General features: G+C 64.9%; 17 protein-coding genes. 7 read left to right on the top strand and 10 right to left on the bottom strand.

Features of this window, described 5'->3' with window-relative positions; translation table 11 throughout:
- Positions 1–39 precede the first annotated feature (39 nt).
- The 4 genes from torA to RMET_RS05745 all read right to left on the bottom strand — a co-directional run bounded on the left by torA (position 40) and on the right by RMET_RS05745 (position 6,275).
- The gene (gene torA, locus RMET_RS05760; RefSeq protein ID WP_011515933.1) at positions 40–2,517 is read right to left on the bottom strand and encodes a trimethylamine-N-oxide reductase TorA; all 2,478 of its coding nucleotides are present in this window, start codon (positions 2,515–2,517) and stop codon (positions 40–42) included.
- Positions 2,507–3,199: a TorD/DmsD family molecular chaperone gene (locus RMET_RS05755; protein WP_011515932.1), complete on the bottom strand. Its 693-nt coding sequence runs from the start codon at positions 3,197–3,199 to the stop codon at positions 2,507–2,509. The genes torA and RMET_RS05755 overlap by 11 nt, the downstream gene beginning before the upstream one ends.
- Entirely contained in the window at positions 3,196–4,794 is a 1,599-nt protein-coding gene (locus tag RMET_RS05750) for a c-type cytochrome (RefSeq protein WP_011515931.1), read from the bottom strand. Before RMET_RS05750 ends, RMET_RS05755 begins: the two co-directional genes overlap by 4 nt.
- A gap of 578 nt (positions 4,795–5,372) precedes the next feature.
- On the bottom strand, positions 5,373–6,275 hold the full coding sequence (locus RMET_RS05745) for a flagellar brake protein (RefSeq protein WP_029308139.1): 903 nt from the start codon (positions 6,273–6,275) through the stop codon (positions 5,373–5,375).
- Between the two features lie 304 nt (positions 6,276–6,579).
- Here RMET_RS05745 and RMET_RS05740 point away from each other — a divergent pair, with 304 nt between their 5' ends.
- A complete protein-coding gene (locus tag RMET_RS05740) occupies positions 6,580–7,281 on the top strand; it encodes a FadR/GntR family transcriptional regulator (protein ID WP_011515928.1) in 702 nt (233 codons plus the stop codon).
- Positions 7,282–7,314: 33 nt separating this feature from the next.
- Complete coding sequence (locus tag RMET_RS34095) at positions 7,315–8,421, top strand: NAD(P)/FAD-dependent oxidoreductase (protein WP_011515927.1); 1,107 nt, start codon at positions 7,315–7,317, stop codon at positions 8,419–8,421.
- Between the two features lie 82 nt (positions 8,422–8,503).
- Here the strand turns inward: RMET_RS34095 and RMET_RS05730 are convergent, their stop codons facing one another.
- The 5 genes from RMET_RS05730 to RMET_RS05710 form a co-directional block, all read right to left on the bottom strand.
- The gene (locus tag RMET_RS05730) at positions 8,504–9,601 is read right to left on the bottom strand and encodes an MFS transporter (RefSeq protein WP_011515926.1); all 1,098 of its coding nucleotides are present in this window, start codon (positions 9,599–9,601) and stop codon (positions 8,504–8,506) included.
- A gap of 83 nt (positions 9,602–9,684) precedes the next feature.
- The gene (aroC, locus tag RMET_RS05725; protein ID WP_011515925.1) at positions 9,685–10,794 is read right to left on the bottom strand and encodes a chorismate synthase; all 1,110 of its coding nucleotides are present in this window, start codon (positions 10,792–10,794) and stop codon (positions 9,685–9,687) included.
- Positions 10,795–10,850: 56 nt separating this feature from the next.
- Positions 10,851–11,624 (bottom strand): glutathione S-transferase family protein, encoded by a 774-nt coding sequence (locus tag RMET_RS05720; RefSeq protein WP_011515924.1) that lies wholly within the window; start codon positions 11,622–11,624, stop codon positions 10,851–10,853.
- Between the two features lie 2 nt (positions 11,625–11,626).
- A complete protein-coding gene (locus tag RMET_RS05715) occupies positions 11,627–13,531 on the bottom strand; it encodes an MFS transporter (protein WP_011515923.1) in 1,905 nt (634 codons plus the stop codon).
- A 91-nt stretch (positions 13,532–13,622) separates the two neighbouring features.
- Positions 13,623–14,078, bottom strand: coding sequence for a CBS domain-containing protein (locus RMET_RS05710; RefSeq protein ID WP_011515922.1), 456 nt, complete (start codon positions 14,076–14,078; stop codon positions 13,623–13,625).
- Between the two features lie 230 nt (positions 14,079–14,308).
- On the opposite strand from RMET_RS05710, the gene RMET_RS05705 reads away from it, so the two are divergent.
- The 3 genes from RMET_RS05705 to RMET_RS05695 are packed head-to-tail and all read left to right on the top strand — an operon-like array spanning position 14,309 to position 16,776.
- Positions 14,309–15,610 (top strand): O-acetylhomoserine aminocarboxypropyltransferase, encoded by a 1,302-nt coding sequence (locus RMET_RS05705; RefSeq protein WP_029308144.1) that lies wholly within the window; start codon positions 14,309–14,311, stop codon positions 15,608–15,610.
- Positions 15,610–16,425 (top strand): alpha/beta fold hydrolase, encoded by an 816-nt coding sequence (locus RMET_RS05700; protein ID WP_011515920.1) that lies wholly within the window; start codon positions 15,610–15,612, stop codon positions 16,423–16,425. The genes RMET_RS05705 and RMET_RS05700 overlap by 1 nt, the downstream gene beginning before the upstream one ends.
- 33 nt (positions 16,426–16,458) lie before the next feature.
- Positions 16,459–16,776: a DUF962 domain-containing protein gene (locus RMET_RS05695; RefSeq protein WP_011515919.1), complete on the top strand. Its 318-nt coding sequence runs from the start codon at positions 16,459–16,461 to the stop codon at positions 16,774–16,776.
- 138 nt (positions 16,777–16,914) lie between these two features.
- Here the strand turns inward: RMET_RS05695 and RMET_RS05690 are convergent, their stop codons facing one another.
- Positions 16,915–18,258 (bottom strand): YihY family inner membrane protein, encoded by a 1,344-nt coding sequence (locus RMET_RS05690; RefSeq protein ID WP_011515918.1) that lies wholly within the window; start codon positions 18,256–18,258, stop codon positions 16,915–16,917.
- Positions 18,259–18,351: 93 nt separating this feature from the next.
- Between RMET_RS05690 and wrbA the strand changes: the two genes are divergently transcribed.
- Positions 18,352–18,945, top strand: coding sequence for an NAD(P)H:quinone oxidoreductase (gene wrbA, locus RMET_RS05685; protein ID WP_029308146.1), 594 nt, complete (start codon positions 18,352–18,354; stop codon positions 18,943–18,945).
- Entirely contained in the window at positions 18,942–19,382 is a 441-nt protein-coding gene (locus tag RMET_RS05680) for a DUF2069 domain-containing protein (protein WP_011515916.1), read from the top strand. The genes wrbA and RMET_RS05680 overlap by 4 nt, the downstream gene beginning before the upstream one ends.
- Positions 19,383–19,386: the final 4 nt, after the last annotated feature.

Below are 19,386 nucleotides of genomic sequence, written 5' to 3'. Positions count from 1 at the left end.
TTTTCTATTGGGCGAACCTTCTTTTGGGCGAACCACGACTCAGGCGTCGCCCCCGCGCGGCGCTTTGAACACCTCGACGGCAGGTGCCGGTCCCCGGTACTTCTCGACGTCGGCCATGGCCGTGTGTCCGCAATTGCCTTGCGCCAGCTTCGAGGTACCGATGCCAGTCGTCAGGTTGTTGACGTCGCCATATCGGCACAGCGTCCCGGGCTTGCCTGGCTCTGCAGGGTCGTACCACCCGCCCTCGCACACGCGGATAACGCCACGGCGTATGTCGTCGGTAAGCCTGACGCCTACCAGCATCTGCCCGCGATCATTGAACACACGTACGATGTCGCCATCGGCAATCCCACGGATCTTGGCATCTTCCGGATGCATCAGGCACGGTTCGCGTCCCTTGATGGCATAGCTCCCGCGCAGCACCGTGCCGCACAACTGCGAATGCAGGCGGCTTCCGGGATGGCTGCTGTCGATATGCAACGGATACCTGGTCGTGGGCCCACCCAGCCGTTCCAGCGGCTCCATCCAGGTGGGATGAGGCGGGCAATCGTCGTATTTCATGCGCGCGATGTTCGACGAGTAGATCTCGATCCGTCCCGAGGGCGTGCCGAGCGCATTGAGCAGCGGGTCATCGCGGAACTCCTTGTGCCGGATGTAACCCTTCGCCTCCTCGCCGATCGGGAACGCCAGCGGCTTGTTGCTGTTCCAGAACACATCGAACACTGGCATTTCCATGCGCTTACCGCGTGCCTGAACACGCGCCGCTTCGTAGAACGTGCGAATCCAGGCCATGTCGTCGCGCCCCTCTGTGAACGCCTTGCCGGTACCCATGCGCTCGCAGATCGCCGCGAAGATGTCGTAGTCGTCGCGCGCCTCGAACAGTGGGTCCACCACCTTGCGCATCGCCAGGATGTGGCTCATCGAGTAGTCGCCAATGCCTTCGATGTCATTGCGCTCGTAGGTCGTAGTGCACGGAAGCACGATGTCCGCATGACGCGCGGTGGCTGTCCACTGGAAGTCCTGCACGATGAACGTATCGAGCTTGCGCCACGCCTTGATCATCCGGTTACGATCCTGATGATGCATGAACGGATTGCCACCGACCCAGTAGGCCAGCCGGATGTCAGGGTACTTCGAGCGCTTGCCATTGAAGTCGTACGGCTTGCCGGGATTCTCGAGCATCTCGACGATGCGCGAGACCGGTATCGTCTCCGTCCCACCCGCTTCGAGCCACTCCGATCCTGGCGGCGGCTTCGCACCGCCGACGATACCCGGCAGCACTGGCCCGGTAGCCGTGGGGCTGCCGCCATTGGCATAGTGATAGGTGAAGCCATAGCCCCCACCGGGCAATCCGATCTGCCCCAGCATCGACGCCAGCGTCACCAGCATCCAGTGTGACTGCTCTCCATGATGCTGACGCTGAATGGACCACCCTGCCGCCAGCATCGTGCGCTTCGAAGCGAATCGGCGCGCGAGATCGCGGATCGTGTCCGCAGGTATCTCGCAGATGCCCGCCGCCCACTCCGCATTCTTGGCCACACCATCGGACTCCCCCGTCAGATAGGGAACGAACCGATCGAAGCCAGTGGTATAGCGGGCCAGGAACTTCGCATCGTGCAGCTTTTCCGTGTACAGCGTATGCGCGATCCCAAGCATCATCGCGACATCGGTATGCGGGCGCGGTGCCAGCCATTCGGCATCGAAATAGCGGCGGGTGTCCGTTCGCACCGGATCGATGCAGATCACCTTTACGCCCTTGCTCTTCAATGCTTCCATGCCAGGATAGGCGCCATGGTCAGGCACCTGCCAACCGATCTGGTTCGTGACCATCGGATCGGCCGCCCAGAAAACCATCAGTTCCGTGTGCTCGGCCAGCACCGGCCACGCGGTGGGTTGCTCGTAGACGTCGATCGATCCCACCACGTAAGGCAGGATCACCTGTGCCGCGCCGGTCGAGTAGTCCCCGCTGCGGCTGACGAATCCGCCGTTGACGGTCAGCGCGCGTGCCAGCAGAGTCTGGCAATTGTGCAGCTTGCCGGGACTCTTCCAGCCATAGGAGCCACCGAAGATCGAGGTCGGCCCGTGTTTCTTTCGCACACGCATCAGCTCCGCAGCCACGAGATCGAGCGCCTTCTCCCAACTGACCCGAACGAAATCGCCCTTGCCGCGCCCCTCGGGATCGGCGCCGGGCCCACGTTCCAACCAGGCCCGGCGCACCATCGGATGGCGGATGCGCGTCGGTGAGTACATCGAGTCCAGCACACCGGGCAATTGATGCGATGGCTTCGGGTCCTTCTCCCACGGCCGGACGCCCGTTACCCGGCCATCGTCCACACGCATGTAAAACGCCCCCCAGTGCGATCCAGTCAGGACCTCGCGACTGCCCGCCGTCGCCGACCGCGCACCCGACGCCAGTAGCGTGGCCCCAGTGGAACCCAATGTACCCGCGGCCAGCGCGCCCTGGATAAAGCGGCGGCGAGAAATGTTCGTGTCCGACTTCCCAAATTCATTCGACATGGTGACTCCCGTCTTGTCCATCGATCACGGAGACGAGGCGGGGCCGGCCATCGGGCCCCAGCGCCTCCAGCAGATTCAGATTGCCCAGCAGCCGCGCCAGCCCGCCATAGAAGCCGTCCGGGTCCAGCGCGATACATCCTTCGATCAGTGCCGGCATCCAGCCTGCGAGCCGCGCCCGCATCAATACCTCGCCGCCGATGTGCCCCTTGCGCAGCAGCGCTGCAAGGAGCGCGAGTTCGATCGATATATGGTCAGAGGCTTCGCGCGTGGCGCCGAGGCCCATCCTGAATTGCCGCAGCAGCGCATCCATCTCGCCTGCGGCGCGGCCGTACAGCCTCGGCTGCGCCGGCGCCTCGCGGGCGGCAACGGCATAGGTACTCTCGTAAAGTGATACGGCAGGGATGCCGCAAACCCCTTCGAACAACCGCGTGTAGCTGACGGACAAATCCGCAGCCACGGTGTCCGCTGGCTTGCAAGGGTCCAGCGCCCGGCGAATCTGGAGCATGGCGGCATGACTCGACCATTCCGCCGCAATGGCGCCGAGAACCGCGCAACCCTCCGGCGAGCGCAATCGCGCGATCTGGTTCCCGGTCGGTGGCGCCACCAGCAAGCCCGCAATCCATTCGAGCACCGGCGCCACCGTCACGTCCGGGACTCCGCTATCTTCGGTGGCGCTCGTCATGGATGGTTGCCCTTCGACGACGTACCGACGTCCTTCGAGTGATACTGCAGCCACGACAGCAGCAACCGGTACTCGGCATCGTCCAGCGACGTGTAGCGCTTCATGGCGCCGAGCGTCCCGATCCATTGGTTCGCGAGGAAATCCTCGCTGTGTGGCAGTGCGTGGCACGTGGCGCAAGACGCGCGATACGTTTCATCGCTGTGATGCCAGAGTTGCGCAAGATCCGCCGACAATCCCTTCTGGGCGATCCATACTTCCAGACTGGCCTGATGCCACTGCTGACCCGTATGCTCGTCCTTGATCGACGACAAGCGCTTCACCCTGGCAATCGCCTCGGGCGACAGCACGGCCTGCAGGATCCGTTGCCCCGGGAGCGCGTAGACCGCGCTGTCCGAGCCGTCAAGTTGCCAGCCGTCGACGCGTACCCGCATGCGCCCCCCGTCTCTCGACAGGACGGCGACTCTCGTGGCGCCAAGCAGCTTGCCATCCTCGGCCGTGCCGCTCGCCTCCAGCGTGAAAGGCGCGGGAGAAACGACGTAGAGCGCATCGCTCTTGCCGATCACATCGGGCGATGCCAACAGCGCAGTCAGTTTCGATGGCCCCGCCCCCGCGTGGGCAGCCGGGAGCATGATCACCTCTGCCGTGCGGTTCGGCTTCGGCGCACCAGCGTTCGGTGCTTCGACGGCCGGCACGGACTTCAGGTACTCGGCCATCGCCAGTCGATCCTTGTGCGAGAGCCGCGCGGTGTTCTCGATGACCTCTTTCATGTCTCCGCCAGCCTTCATGCCGATCGGGCCGACACCGTCTTCGAGATAACGCGCGATATCGTGCACGGACCAGTACCCAATGCCCGTCTCATCGGGCGTGATATTCGGGATGTATCCAGTGCCTTCGGGATTGGGACCACCGGAGAAGCGTTTCGCGAGTGGCACGGCACCCGCCACGTTGCGCGGAGAGTGGCATTCCACGCAATGGCCCGCGCCTTCCACCAGATACCTGCCGCGCCGCCAGAGCTCACTCTTGTCCGCCGCAACCTCCGGCAACGGTTTGCCATCGAGGAAAGCCAGCCGCCACAGACCGACGCCGCGCCGCATTGAAAACGGGAATCTGAGTTCGTGATCGGGTACCGTGCCGGCCACCGGCGGCAGCGACTGCATGTAGGCGAACAGGTCGCGCAGGTCATTGGCCGTCATGCGTTGATACGACGTATAGGGGAAGGCCGGATAGGCATTGCCCTTGCCGGGGATGACCCCCTCGCGCATGGCCATGATGAACTGCTCCAGCTTCCATTGGCCGATACCGTCGTTCGGATGCGACGAGATATTCGGCATGTGGAACGTGCCGAACGCGGTTTCGAGCGAACGTCCGCCACCGAGCAGCGTATCGTCGCCCTTGCCTACCGACGCGTGGCATGTCGCGCAGTCGCCAGCGACGAACATGACACGTCCGTTCTTCAAGTCGGGGGGAGATGCGTCAGGCAGGTCACGTGACGCATGCAGCAATCTCCAGGTGGTGGGAGCAGTAAGCGCGAGGAAGACAACGATGCCAATCGCCACGATTGCCGTGACGACGCGCAGGGACCATTTGCTTTTCATGTTTGACGACCTCTGTTGGGGAAACCCAAGTCGTCCATCACGCTACGCTTGCGAAAACATGCGTGAATTGATACTCGACAATCGAGCTTTAACGATGACAGTTTGGTACAGATTCGATTCGCGATCCGTCAGCAGGCCGCACTGTCAAGCGGCGCCTGGACAGCGCTATGGTTTATTCGGCGGTCGATTCCACGGTGCCGCCTTAACAGCGCTGACTGCCTGAAGTCGAGCCCCACGCTCAAGGATGCGTGAGGTTCGACGGTACCTGGTGTGCCATGTGCCCATGCCACGGGCTGCCATATCGAAGTCGTTGGCACTGCGCCGCGCCCGCTTGTTCAAGTCAACACGCCCCGCCCTCGTCCGCTGGTGCCTTGTCGACGACGTAGGCCCGTAGCACTTCCGAAAGATCGGCAAACATCCGTGCGCGCAACGGATTGACCTGTAGCCATCGATCAGCATCGGATGCCCCCGCTGCCTGCGCCACCCCTTGCCGCAATTGCGCGTAGGCAGTGTAACGATCATTCCAAGCTAGCCGAAGTACGCGCGTGGATTGGAGCGCGTCTCGCTTCAGAGCCGTGTCAGACCGGCATGCAGGTGGTGGCCAGCAACTGCTCGTAGATGAAGCATTGGAGCAGCGTCAACTCGCGCTCGCCCAGCGCATCGAATGCCACGCCGAAGGCCGGGAATTCGTCATCGTCCGGCGAAGCCGCGCTGCGCACCGTGCCGTCGATGATCACTTCGGCATCGAGCGAAGCCGTCTTCAGACGAAAACGCAGACGCACCTTCTGACCCACGGCAGGGGCCAGCGAGGATGTCTGCACAAGTGCCCCGCCGGTGCTGAGATCGGACAGCACGCCTAGCCGCGCCATCCCTTGGCTCATACGATCATCCATGCCGGCGTTGGACGGCTGACCATCCTCATCCCCGCCCTCGGTCAAATAGGCCGCCAATCGCGTAGGCACACGGGCCGCACGCCGCACGGGCATCTGCTCGGTCTGCGCTGGCGCCGACAGCACGAGATACCGGAACGGGCTGCGGCAGACCGCCGTGATCGTCGAGGTGAAGCTGTGGATGGCCTGGCCCGAGAAGCCGCGTAGCAGCAAGGGCTCGCCGGCCTGCAGCATCAGGTCCCGCCCCCCAAGTGTTGGCCACGTGATGAACAATCCCTGATCGACAAACCCGATCAGGCGGCTGGCGGCGGCGCGCGACTTCTCGCCTGGCGTCTTCACGTGCAGCAGCGTGCCAACCTGCAAGCCGAGCGGGCCAGCGGAGAGGCGCGAAGCGGTTTGCACCTCGGGTTCGTTGCCGGCTTCGGGTATGTCATCTGGCCGGCAGACCTGTCCGTGGCGGAAGACCAGGGCCAGGTCGCGGGCGTCGGGAATGATGCTGCCGCTGTCGAGCATCAGGTTGCCCTGCTCGTCGAGCAGCGACCAAGGTAATGGCTGCCCCACTGGCAGGTCCTGGGGAGATAGCAGAATCATGGTGTGAACGCGGCTCCATGAGATGCGCCGGGACCGGACGAGCGGAAATGCGGCGCGATGCATGTATGAAAGGCGGCCGTGCCAAACCGATGGACTCCCGGCCCTTGAAGGCTGCTATCGGCCAATGTGACGAAACCTTGACCCTTCCGAGAGCACACGCCCCGGCAGACAGCACACCTCAATTAGCGGGCGATCATCGGCCACCTGTAGCGCACGGGCAGCTTGCCGCTTGACGCGGCTCAATCATCGCTGCAGAATCAGCCACTTGCGCAAAGCTGTCTGACAGCCTGACATATCAATTCCAATGAATCGTCTCTCCCGCCCCGCCTCCCTCGCCAGCCGCATCGCCCAGGCCCTGCGCGACGATATCGCCGCCGGACGCTTTGCGGCTGGCGCCCGGTTGCCGGCCGAGGCCACGCTGGCGGAGACGTTCGATGTAAGCCGGCCGATCGTGCGCGAAGCCATCGCCCTGCTGAAGGCCGACGGGATACTGGTCACTCGCAAGGGGTCCGGCGCCTATGTCTCGGAGACACCAGGCGGGCAAGTCTGGCGCGTAGCCAGCGCCCCGGACGGTGGTCCGACGCTGGCTCAGCTATTCGAATTACGGCGCGTAGTGGAAACCGCGTGCGCCGAAATGGCGGCCGCACGCCGCACCGATGTCGATCTGGTCGCGATCCGTGCCGCACTGGCCACGATGCAGACCCACGCCACAGACTTCCCGAGCGCGGCTGCCGCCGACATTGCGTTCCACCACGCAATTGCCCAGGCCGCCCACAACCCCTGCTTTACCGGGCTAACGGATTTTGTCAGCCAGCAATTGCTCGTGGCGCGCCAGCACGCCTGGGAGAACAGCGCCCGCCTCGGCACGTTGCATGGCACACCACGCGCCGCCGACGCCGAACATGCGGCCCTGGTCGAGGCCATCGCGGCCGGCGACCCCTCGACGGCCCGTGCGGCGGCCACCGCCCACCTGTCCGCCGCCGCTGCGCGGATGGGCCTCGACTGAACAACAGATATCAGAGCAACAAGGAGCAGAGAGATGGAACAAGTAGATTGCGTCGTGATCGGCGCTGGCGTGGTCGGTCTGGCCGTTGCGCGCGCGCTGGCGCCGCAGGGCCGCGAGGTCATCATTCTCGAGGCCGAGAACGCGTTCGGCACGATTACGAGCGCGCGCAACAGCGAGGTGATCCACGCCGGCATCTACTATCCCGCAGGTTCGCTCAAGGCCGAACTGTGCGTGCGCGGCAAGACGATGCTCTACGACTACTGCGCCAGCCACCATGTCGCCCATCAGCGCTGCGGCAAACTGATCGTCGCCACCAGCACCGCCCAGGTGGCCACGCTGGAAGGCATTCGCGCCAAGGCCGCCGCCAACGGCGTGCACGACATGCAACTGCTGACGCGCGACGAAGCGCGGGCGATGGAACCCCAGCTCGAATGCGAAGCCGCCCTGCTCTCACCTTCCACCGGCATCATCGACAGCCACGGCCTGATGACCGCGCTGCTTGGCGATGCCGAGCGGGCCGGCGCGATGCTGGCCGTGCAGTCGCCGGTGCTGTCGGGCGCGGTGACGCCGGACGGCATCCGGCTCGAGGTCGGTAGCGATGATGGATCGACCGTGCTGCTCGCCCGCACGGTCGTCAATTCGGCGGGGCTGACCGCGCCAGATCTGGCGCGCCGCATCGACGGCATTCCGCCCGAACATATCCCGCCGCAGTACTACGCCAAGGGCTGCTATTTCACGCTCGCCGGCCGCGCCCCGTTCTCGCGGCTGATCTACCCCGTGCCCGAGGCAGCCGGCCTGGGTGTACATCTGACGCTCGACATGGGTGGTCAGGCACGCTTCGGTCCCAACGTGCGCTGGATCGACGAGATCGAATACAGCGTGCCGCCGCACGATGCCGACAGTTTCTACGACGAAGTCCGCCGCTACTGGCCCGGCCTGGCCGACGGCGCACTGCAGCCGGGTTATGCAGGCATCCGGCCGAAGATCAGCGGCCCGACGGAGGTTGCGGCCGATTTCCGGATCGACGGGCCTCGGACGCATGGCGTGCCGGGGCTGGTGAACCTGTTCGGCATCGAGTCGCCCGGGCTGACTTCGTCGCTGGCGATCGCGGAACGCGTGGCGGAGTTGCTGGAGAACTGATGGTTTGCACCCCTCTTCCGCGAGCGGTGTAAAGACCGAAGAGGGGTGCGCGTAGCGCCGGACATCCGTCAGATCGACGATCTCAGGCCCGTTCGGGCTCCCCGCGAAAACTCATCACGGCGCATCCCGCGCCAATCAGCGCCGCCAGCGCCGCTAGCCCGAACGTGTGCATCGGCGCGAGCGTCTTCCACGTCCAGCCCATCGCCAGGCCGCCGAGCGTGCCGCCCACGCCGTAGGAAATCCCTGTGTACAGCGCCTGCCCCCGCCCCTGCAGCGGGCCGGCGAACCAGCGTTGCAGGCGCTTGAGGCTGGCACTGTGGTGCGCGCCAAAGGTGGCTGCGTGCAGGATCTGCACTAGCGCAATCAGCCAGGCGTACTGCGCGAAGTAGCCGGTCATGCCGAAACGCAGCGCGGCCAGCACGAATGTGCCTGCCAGAATCGTGCGCAGCGCCAGCGCGCCGAACAGCTTGCCCTGATAGAAGAAGAACACGATCTCGGCCACCACGCCGATGGTCCACATCACGCCAATCGCAAACTTGCTGTAGCCAAGCTGCTCCAGATAGAGCGAGTAGAAGACGTAGAGCGCCGCGTGGGCGAACATCATCAGGAAGGCCGATGCGAAAAACCAGGCCACATCGGGCCGCCGCAGCAGCGGCAGCGCAGGTGGGGGTGCTGCGCGCGGGCCTTCGTCGGCCGCGTCGCGCATGCCGAAGACCACCAGCGCGAACAGCGCCAGCATCGTGCTGGCCAGCCACGGAAACGCCTGCATGCCAAAGCGCTCAAACAACGCGCCGCCCGTCAGCACCGCGGCGATAAAGCCGATCGAGCCGAACATCCGCACACGCCCGTAGCGATGGTCGAACGCGCCGTGGCGGCGCAGCGTCGAGATCGTCAGCGCGTCACCCAGCGGCGACATGGCGCTCGTGATCAGGTTAAGCCCTATCATCATCGCCATCATGCCGCCGTAGCTCTGAATGCCGGGCACGGCCAGAAACGCCAGCAATGCCGTGACCGCGGCCAGCCGCAACAGCTTCACGCGTGTGTGCATCACGTCCGAGAGCCAGCCCCACAGGTACGGGCCCACGATGCGGGATAGCTGGAAACAGGCCATCAGCACGCCGATTTGCACCGGCGAAAAGCCCCGGTCGGCGAAGAACAGGCTGACGTACGGCGATATCACGCCGACATAGCCGTAATAGCCGAGATAGAAGAGTCCGAAACGGAGATAGGTCCCCGGGTCGATCGACCCGGAAACGCGAGTGCTCAGGATTTGCCCGGTGCTTGCGCCGGGATGCGCGGGGTGTCGACGCGGACGTCACCGCATTGGGCGCGATGCCGCAATGCGTGGTCCATCAGCACCAGCGCAAGCATGGCTTCGGCGATCGGCGTGGCGCGGATGCCGACGCACGGGTCGTGGCGACCGAACGTTTCCACGCTGGCCGGGCTGCCAGCCTTGTCGATCGATTCGCGCGCGGTACGGATGCTCGACGTCGGCTTGATTGCCAGCGATACCTTGATGTCCTGCCCGGTGGAAATCCCGCCGAGCACGCCACCCGAGTTATTCGTGCGGAACCCCTCCGGCGTCAGTTCGTCGCCATGCACGGTGCCGCGCTGGGACACGCTGTCGAAGCCAGCGCCGATCTCGACGCCCTTGACCGCGTTGATGCCCATCATTGCGTGCGCGATATCGGCGTCGAGCTTGTCGAACAGCGGCTCGCCCAGACCCACCGGCACATGGCTGGCCACCACTTCGATACGCGCGCCGACGGAGTCGCCGTCGCGGCGCAGCGCATCCATGTAGGTTTCCAACTCGGGAACGATATCGGCATTCGCCGCGAAGAACGGGTTCTCCGGCACGTGTTTCCAGTCGGTGAACGGCACTTCGACCTCACCGAGCTGCGACATGTAGCCACGAATCTCGGTGCCGTACTGCTCATTCAGCCATTTCTTCGCGATTGCCGCGGCGGCCACCACGGGTGCGGTCAGGCGCGCCGACGAGCGGCCACCACCGCGATAGTCACGGATACCGTACTTGTGCCAGTAGGTGTAGTCGGCATGGCCCGGGCGGAACGTCTCGACGATGTTGCCGTAGTCCTTGCTGCGCTGGTCGGTGTTGCGGATCAGCAGGCAGATCGGCGTGCCCGTGGTCTTACCTTCGAATACGCCGGACAGGATCTCCACCTGATCCGCTTCCTGGCGCTGTGTCACGTGGCGCGACGTGCCGGGCTTGCGGCGGTCCAGGTCGATCTGGATGTCGGCTTCGGTCAGCGACATCCCCGGCGGGCAGCCATCCACTACCGCGCCGATGGCGGGCCCGTGCGATTCGCCGAACGTGGTAACTGTGAAAAGCAGGCCGAGGGTATTGCCAGACATGATCGAAACCGCACAGGAATTGGGGACGGCCTACATTGTACGGCTATTTTGCAGGGCTATTGCTGCCCGAAAGCCGCCTCGGGCCGGCCTGCCGTTGCGGCGGAGGCTGGCGCGAAGACCCCACTGCCCTGGAAATCAGGGTAGTACCGGGTCCGCATCCGGGCCATATAGGCGATCAGGTTCGGATGTGACTCGGCCGCGGCGCGAATTGGCGTCTCGAATACCGGGGACAGCAGGCTGGCCGCAAATGCGAACAGCGTGGCGTCCGCGCCGCATGGGTTGTTTCCCATCAGGTAGGGCTTGTCACCAAGGATGTCGGTGATCGCCTTGATGCCCTGCACCGCCATCGCCGTCATGTCCTGCTCGCTATGCCGGCCGAGGCCCTGCGCCCAGAGCATCTGCCGCACCTTGCGGCGTACCAGCACCTTGACCAGGCCACGCAACGGCCCAGGCACGACGTTGAAGAACTGCGCCGGACCACGCTCGAAGTTGTCACGCTCCAGCCAGCGCACACGCGCCACCGCCCAGTAGAGGTTGTCCTCCATGAGCTTTTCCACGGCCCACGCGGTACCCCGCTCGGCCGGGCTGAGTCCTTCGTCGAAATCGACGTGGTACGTCTTCTCGATATGCCAGCGGATCAGCGTCGAGTCCGCGACGATCCGGCCCATATCGTCCAGGTACGGCAGCTTGCCCTTGGGCGCGCGCCGCAGGTTGCCGCGCGCGGTCTGGTACGGCAGGCCGGCCATCTTCAGCAGCAACTCGGCCTTCATAACGAACGGGCTCGCATCGGGCAGGCCGAACGACGGGCCGAACGTGAAAAGCGTGATCATGGCTATTTCCAGTCGCCGCGCAGCGCGAGCACCATTCGTTGAAGACTCTCCGGCGTGGCCGCTTCGGGCGGCACCGGCTCACCAACCACCAGTTCCAGCTTGCTCAGGATGCCGCGCCGGAACGGACGGGTCATCGCCGGCGCGCCCTTGCGCGAGAAGAAGCTGCCCCAGAGCCCGCGCAACGCCATCGGCACCACCGGCACCGGCGTTCGCTCAATGATCTGGCGCACACCGCTCTTGAACGGATTGACGTCGCCAGTGGCTGTGATCTTGCCTTCGGGGAAGATGCAGACGAGGTCGCCTTCGGCCAGCGCGGCCGCCACGGTATCGTAGGCGCGCGCCAGCATCTCCGGATCTTCGTGCGCGGGCGCAATCGGAATCGCCTTGGCCTGCCGGAAGAACCACGACAGCAGCGGCACCTTGAAGATGTTGTGGTCCATCAAGAAGCGCACGGGTCGGGGGCTGGCCGCCATCAGCACCACCGCATCGGCAAAGCTGACATGGTTGCAAACCAGCACTGCCGCCCCCTCCTCCGGGATGCGTTCGGCGTTGATGCGGCGCAGGCGGTAGATCGTATGCACCAGCACCCAGGCGACGAAACGCAGCAGGAACTCGGGCACCAGCGTGTAGATATAGATCGCCACCACGGCGTTGAGCAGCCCCACCACCAGGAACAGTTGCGGAATGGTGTAGCCGGCCTGGGTCATGTACACACCCAGCAGCGAGGCGCCAATCATGAAGAAGCTGTTCAGGATGTTGTTGGCCGCGATGATCCGCGCGCGGTGCGTGGGCGCGGACCGGCTCTGGATCAGCGCATAGAGCGGCACGCTGTAGAAGCCACCGAACATCGCCACGCCGAACAGATCCACCAGCACACGCCAGGAGCCCGGCTGAGCCAGGAAGCCGGGGATGCCGTTCAGCGAGGCACCGGCGGCTAGCCCGTGCGACGCCAGGTACAGATCGACGGCGAACACCGTCATGCCGATCGAGCCGAACGGCACCAGGCCGATCTCCACGTGACGCCCGGACAGCCGCTCGCACAGCAGCGACCCGGTGCCGATCCCGATCGAGAACACGGCCAGCAGCAGCGTCACCACGTTCTGATCGCCGCCCAGCACGTCCTTGGCGAAGCTGAAGAACGAGGTCAGGAACGTGGCCCCGAGGAACCAGAGCCACGAAATACCGAGCAGGCTCAGGAACACCACGCGGCGCTCGCGCGCGAGCATAAGGTTGCGCCAAGTCTCCGTGAACGGGTTCCAGTTGATGCGGAGGTCCGGCTGCGGAGCGGGCGACAGGGGGATGCCCTGCGACACCGTCCGCCCCGCCACGGCGATAGCCACACAGGCGATACCGACATACAGCGGACCGATCACGGTGCCATCGCCACGCGCGATGCCGGCCATCTCGCCGCCAAGCAGCGTGCCGAACAGAATGGCCACGAACGTGCCCATTTCCACCAGACCGTTGCCGCCGACCAGTTCGGTCTGGTCCAGATGCTGCGGCAAATAGGCGAATTTGACCGGGCCAAACAGGGTTGAATGCAGCCCCATCAGGAACGTGCCGAGGTACAGAAGTGTGGCGCTGTGCAGGTAGAAGCCGGCCAGCCCGACCAGCATGATCGCGATCTCCAGCGACTTGACCAGCCGGATCAGCTTCGATTTCTCGATCTTGTCGGCAATCTGGCCGCTCGTGGCGGAAAACAGCACGAACGGCGCGATGAAGATCGCCGAAATCAGGAATGCCGCGCTGTGGGGGTCGACACCCTCGAACAGCGTGGCATGGTAGGTAACCAGGGAAGTGAAAGCGACCTTGAAGACGTTGTCGTTCATCGCCCCAAGGAACTGCGTCCAGAAGAACGGCGCAAACCGGCGCGCGCCAAGCAGGCGAAACTGGCTTTGTTGGCTCATGAGCAGCGTTTCTTATTGACCCCGGTTACCCGCCGGGGCATCAGGCCGCCGCCATCATACCTGCAGGGGGCGCCAGGACTGCCGGGTGGGCTCAGCTGGCGCGCTCTTCCTTCTCTTCGGGCCAGTCGCGGATATAGGCCTTGAGCATCTTGTTCTCGAAGCTCTGCTCTTCCACCACGGATTTGGCTACGTCGTAGAACGAGATCACGCCCATCAGTGTGCGATTGTCGAGTACCGGCAGATAACGGGTGTGGCGCTCCAGCATCATGCGGCGCACTTCGTTGACGTCGGTCTCGGGGGTGCAGGTCAGCGGCGCGTCGTCCATGACCTTGCGGATGCTGTGGGTGCCCAGCGTGCCGTTGTTGGCCGCCATCGTCTCGATGATCTCGCGGAAGGTCAGCATCCCGACGAGATCGCCGTATTCCATCACCACCAGCGAGCCAATGTCGTGTTCGGCCATCGCCTGGACGGCCTGCATCAGTGGCGTATCCGGCGTGACGGTAAAGAGCGTGTTGCCCTTGAGCTGCAGGATATCGCTGACTTTCATGATGGTGTCTCCGCTGCTTTGCGTATTGCTGTGCCTGATGGTATTCAGGCTGGTTTCGTGAGGGGCGCGCCCGATGGTCGATCCTAGCCCAAACCGCCGTCTCAAGTAAAGCGAGCGCGGCTTCCAGCGCCCGTCCCGCCGTGGATTCCCGGGTTACGCATGTGGCGTATGGTGCTACGATGCCGGACGGAGACAACCACCCATGGCTCGGCAAACCGAGCCTTTTCACCATGTCCGGTACCCGCTTTGACACGCTGGCCCTGCACGCCGGCGCCGCGCCCGACCCCACCACCGGGGCCCGCGCCACACCGATCCATCTGACCACATCCTTCGTATTCCGCGACAGCGAGCACGCCGCATCGCTGTTCAATATGGAACGCGCCGGACACGTCTATTCGCGCATCAGCAACCCCACGGTCGCCGTGTTCGAGGAGCGCGTGGCCGCTCTGGAGAACGGCGCGGGCGCCATCGCCACGGCCTCGGGCCAGGCCGCCCTGCACCTGGCCGTGGCCACGCTGATGGGCGCCGGCTCCCATATCGTGGCGTCCACCGCGCTCTATGGCGGGTCTCACAACCTGCTGCACTACACGCTGCGCCGCTTCGGCATCGAGACCACCTTCGTCAATCCGCGCGACATCGACGCCTGGCGCGCCGCGATCCGCCCCGAGACGAAGCTGCTCTTCGGTGAAACACTGGGCAACCCCGGCCTGGACGTGCTCGACATCGCCACCGTGGCCCAGATCGGCCAGGAACACGGCATTCCGCTGCTGGTGGATTCGACGTTCACCACGCCCTACCTGCTGCGCCCGTTCGACCACGGCGCCGGGCTGCTCTACCACTCGGCCACCAAGTTCCTGGGCGGCCATGGCACGACGATCGGCGGCGTGCTTTCAGAAGGCGGCACGTTCGATTTCCAGGCCTCGGGCCGCTTCCCGGAACTGTCCGAGCCGTACGAGGGCTTCCACAACATGGTGTTCACCGAGGAAAGCACGGTAGCGCCATTTCTGCTGCGCGCGCGGCGCGAGGGCCTGCGCGACTTCGGCGCCTGCATGAATCCGATGGCTGCCTGGCAGTTGCTGCAGGGCATCGAGACGCTGCCGCTGCGCATGAGCCGCCACGTCGACAACACGCGGCGCGTGGTGCAGTTCCTGGCCAGCCACCCGATGGTCGAGTCGGTGGCGTATCCGGAGCTCGAATCTCACCCGGACTACGAACTGGCCAAGCGCCTGCTGCCGCGCGGCTGCGGCGCGGTGTTCAGCTTCAACCTCAAGGCCGACCGCACCGCCGGCCAGCGCTTCATCGAAAGCCTGTCGCTGTTCTCGCACCTGGCCAACGTGGGCGATGCGCGCTCCCTGGTGATCCATCCGGCGTCCACCACCCACTTCCGCATGGACGCCGCGGCGCTGCGCGCGGCCGGCATCGGCGAAGGCACGATCCGCCTGTCGATCGGCCTGGAGGATCCGGACGACCTGATCGACGACCTGAAACGCGGCCTCAAGGCCGCCGAGAAGGCCATGGGAGGGAAAGCCTGATGGAACTGAAACTCTCCGGCCACAAGGCCTACGCCTACACCGGCGGCAAGCCGTTCGACCCCGCCCTGCCCTGCGCCGTCTTCGTGCACGGTGCGCAGAACGATCACAGCGTCTGGGGGCTGCAGACGCGCTGGTTCGCCAATCACGGCTTCTCGGTGCTGTCCGTCGACCTGCCCGGACACAATCGCAGCGAAGGCGCGCCGCTGACGTCGGTCGAGGACATGGCCGACTGGGTGATGGCGCTGGTCGCGGCAGCCGGCGTGAAGGCGCCGGCACTGGTGTTCGGCCACAGCATGGGCTCCCTGATCGCGCTCGAATGCGCGGCGCGGCACCCCCAGGCGGTGCGCGCGATCGGCCTGCTGGCCACCGCCTATCCGATGAAGGTGTCCGACGCCCTGCTCGACGCCGCCCTGAACCGCGAGGGCGATGCCATCGCGATGGTCAACCAGTGGTCGATCTCGAGCCTTGCCAGCAAGCCCTCCTCCCCCGGCCCGGGCGCGTGGATGCACGGCGGCAGCCAGCGTCTGATGGAGCGGATCTCGGCGCGCAATCCCGGGGCGCATGTGTTCCATACCGACTTCTCGGCGTGCAACGGCTACGCGCATGGTGAGGAAGCCGCAGCGGCGGTGGCATGTCCGGCGCTGTTCGTGGTGGGGACCAAGGACATGATGACGTCGCCCAAGGCAGCCCAGGCCCTGGCCGGCAAGATGAAGAACGCCAGGATCGTCACGGTGCCGAGCGGACACGCCATGATGGGAGAAAAGCCCGACGAGGTGCTGGACGCGCTGGCGGGATTCGCGAAGACCGCCCGCTAGGAAACACTAGAAAGAAAAAAACAGGAGACTGCCATGGCCCATGCCCACACCAAGGAATTCACCAGCTTTTCCGATTTCTACCCGTTCTACCTGAACGAGCACCGGAACCGCACCTGCCGCCGCCTGCATTTCGTCGGATCGACGGTCGCGCTGGCCTGCCTCGTGACGCTGCTGGCCACCGGCAATGCGTGGTGGCTGCTGGCGGCCCTGGTGTCGGGCTATGCGTTTGCCTGGGTCGGGCACTTCGGCTTCGAGAAGAACCGCCCGGCCACGTTCAAGCACCCGTTCTACAGCCTGATGGGCGACTGGGTCATGTACGCGGACATCCTGCGCGGCAAGATCAGGTTCTGAACGGCTGTCCTGCCACCCAAAAACGGAAGCCGTATAGGGATGAAGCGCAGCCGTTCTGGCTTGACGCGGGGCCGCAAACAGTACCGGTGGTACGGCAAGGCCCCGCAACGACGCCAGAATCAATCTGAAAACGGTTTCCTAGACCTGTCCGTGCCAGCCCGGCGGGACGACTTCCACCACCTTGCGATCGCGGTGGCCCGTTTCCTCGTTCGCGGCCGCCCCGGCCGTCTGCTGGCGGAACACCGCGTCCAGCGTCTGCTCGAGTTGCGGATTCTCCAGGATCGACCGCAATGCCTCCGCCCCCTGCATCTGTTGGGCCAGCGCCGTGCGCGGCAGGCGTGCCATGTTCAGCACCAGCCTGTCGTGCAGCGTGCGCAGCGTGACCTGCGACGGATCGCAGAGCAACGCCCAATGCGCCTGACCCCGATCCTGCTGGAGCTTGCCCACCAGATGCATGGCCTTGAGCTTGGTCAGCAGGCCGGAGAGATAGTCGGCCTCCATCCGCAGCTTGCGACCCATATCCAGTTCGCCAACGCTGCGCGGCACCTCGTCCCGCGCGCGGTACAGCAGATACAGGATGCCAAGCGCGTCGAAGAATTCGCTACCCGCGAACGTCCGCCGACGCCAGTGTCCCTCGCGGATCACCGGCAGGTTGGCCGCAATCGTCGCGCCGAGCAGCGTCACCAGCCAGCTCACATACATCCACAGCAGGAACAGCGGCAGCACGGCGAAGGTGCCATACACGGCCGTGTAGGTGGGGATATGGGTGATGAAGTAGCCGAAGCCGCGCTTGGCCACTTCAAAAGCGACGGCCGCCACGATGCCGGCGACAATCGCATCGCGCCACTCCACGTAGGCATTGGGCACCGCCATGTAAAGAAAGGCAAAGGCGAGCGCAGAGAGCAGCACCGGCACCAGACTGATCACGAACCCGACGCCAAACGGCAGGTTGCCGACGTAACCCATCGAGACCGACATCAGGTACGAACTGACGGAAAGGCTCGCGCCGATCAGCACCGGCCCGAGCGTCAGCACGGCCCAGAACACCAGCACCCGTTGCGCGAATGGCCGGCGCCGCCTGACGCGCCAGATCGCGTTGAGCGCGTCCTCGACGGTCAGCATTGTCAGCACGGAAGTCACCATCAGCCCGGCCAGGCCCAATGCCGTCAGGCCACGCGCGCTGCGGGAGAACTGTCCGATATAACGCGACACCGAATCGCTGATATTGCCGCCCGGAATCAGGTTCTGGAACAGGAACATCTCGATCTGGCCGCGGAAATCCCGGAACACCGGAAACGCGGCAAGCAGCGCGAAAGCAACGGTCAGCACCGGTACCACGGCCAGCACGGTCGTGAATGTCAGGCTGGCCGATACCTGGGGCAGGCGGTCCTCGCCGGCGCGGCGCAACGCATAGCGGGCAAGTGCACGCACTTTCTGCAGGTTCCACTCCCTGCGCAGGCGGGCGATGCGTACAGCGGTCATGCGGGGGCTTTCTCCTCGATGGGATGATGGCAAACTCTCGCAAATATAATACGCGCAATGCACTTGCGCCGACCGCGCCCCGCCAATCCATCCATGACCGACATTCTCGTCCTTTACTACAGCCGCCACGGCGCCACCCGCAAACTCGCCGAACTGATCGCCCGCGGCATCGACAGTGTGCCCGGCGCCCAATCCCGCCTGCGCACCGTCCCGCCGGTTTCCACGGTCTGCGAGGCCACTGCGCCGGACATCCCGCCCGAAGGCGCCCCGTATGCCGAACTGCGCGACCTCGAGGAATGCGCCGGCCTGGCGCTGGGCAGCCCGACGCGCTTCGGCAACATGGCCGCGCCGATGAAGTACTTTCTCGACGGCACCGTCGCCCAGTGGCTTTCCGGCGCGCTGACTGGCAAGCCCGCCTGCGTGTTCACGTCGACGGGCAGCCTGCACGGCGGCCAGGAGACCACACTGCTCTCGATGATGCTGCCGCTGCTGCACCACGGCATGTTGATCGTCGGCCTGCCCTACGCCGAGTCCGGCCTGATGACCACCACGGCGGGCGGCACGCCCTACGGCCCGAGCCATTACGCCCACGTGGACAATCAAGGCCCGATCACCGAGCAGGAAGCATCGCTCGCCACCGCGATGGGCCGCCGCCTGGCAGAAACCGCACTGAAGCTGGCGCGATGAACTCACCGGACACCCATCGGGACGGCTCCCCCGACGCCCTGCACAACCCGGCGCTCTGGAGCCTGAGCCTGGCCAGCCTGATCACCCTGATGCTGCTCTGCATCGCATGGGAGTGGTTCCTGGCGCCGTTGCGTCCGGGTGGTTCCTGGCTGGTCTTGAAATTCGTGCTGCTGCTGCCGGTGCTGCGCGGCGTGCTCGCACGCAACCGCTACACGATGCAGTGGTCGTCGATGCTGATCCTGCTCTACTTCACCGAGGGCATCGTCCGCGCGACCAGCGACCGGGCCCCGTCCTCCTGGCTGGCCTGGGGCGAGGTAGCGCTGACGCTGCTGTTCTTCTTCAGCACGATCCTCTATCTGCGACCCTTCAAGCGGCGCGCCAAGGCATTGACCAAAACAGCGACCAAGACGGCAACCAAAACGCAATCCAACCACTGACTGC

Origin of the sequence: Cupriavidus metallidurans CH34, assembly GCF_000196015.1 — a bacterium.
In the GTDB taxonomy this organism is placed as follows: domain Bacteria; phylum Pseudomonadota; class Gammaproteobacteria; order Burkholderiales; family Burkholderiaceae; genus Cupriavidus; species Cupriavidus metallidurans.
This window is presented reverse-complemented; position numbering and strand designations above follow the sequence as displayed.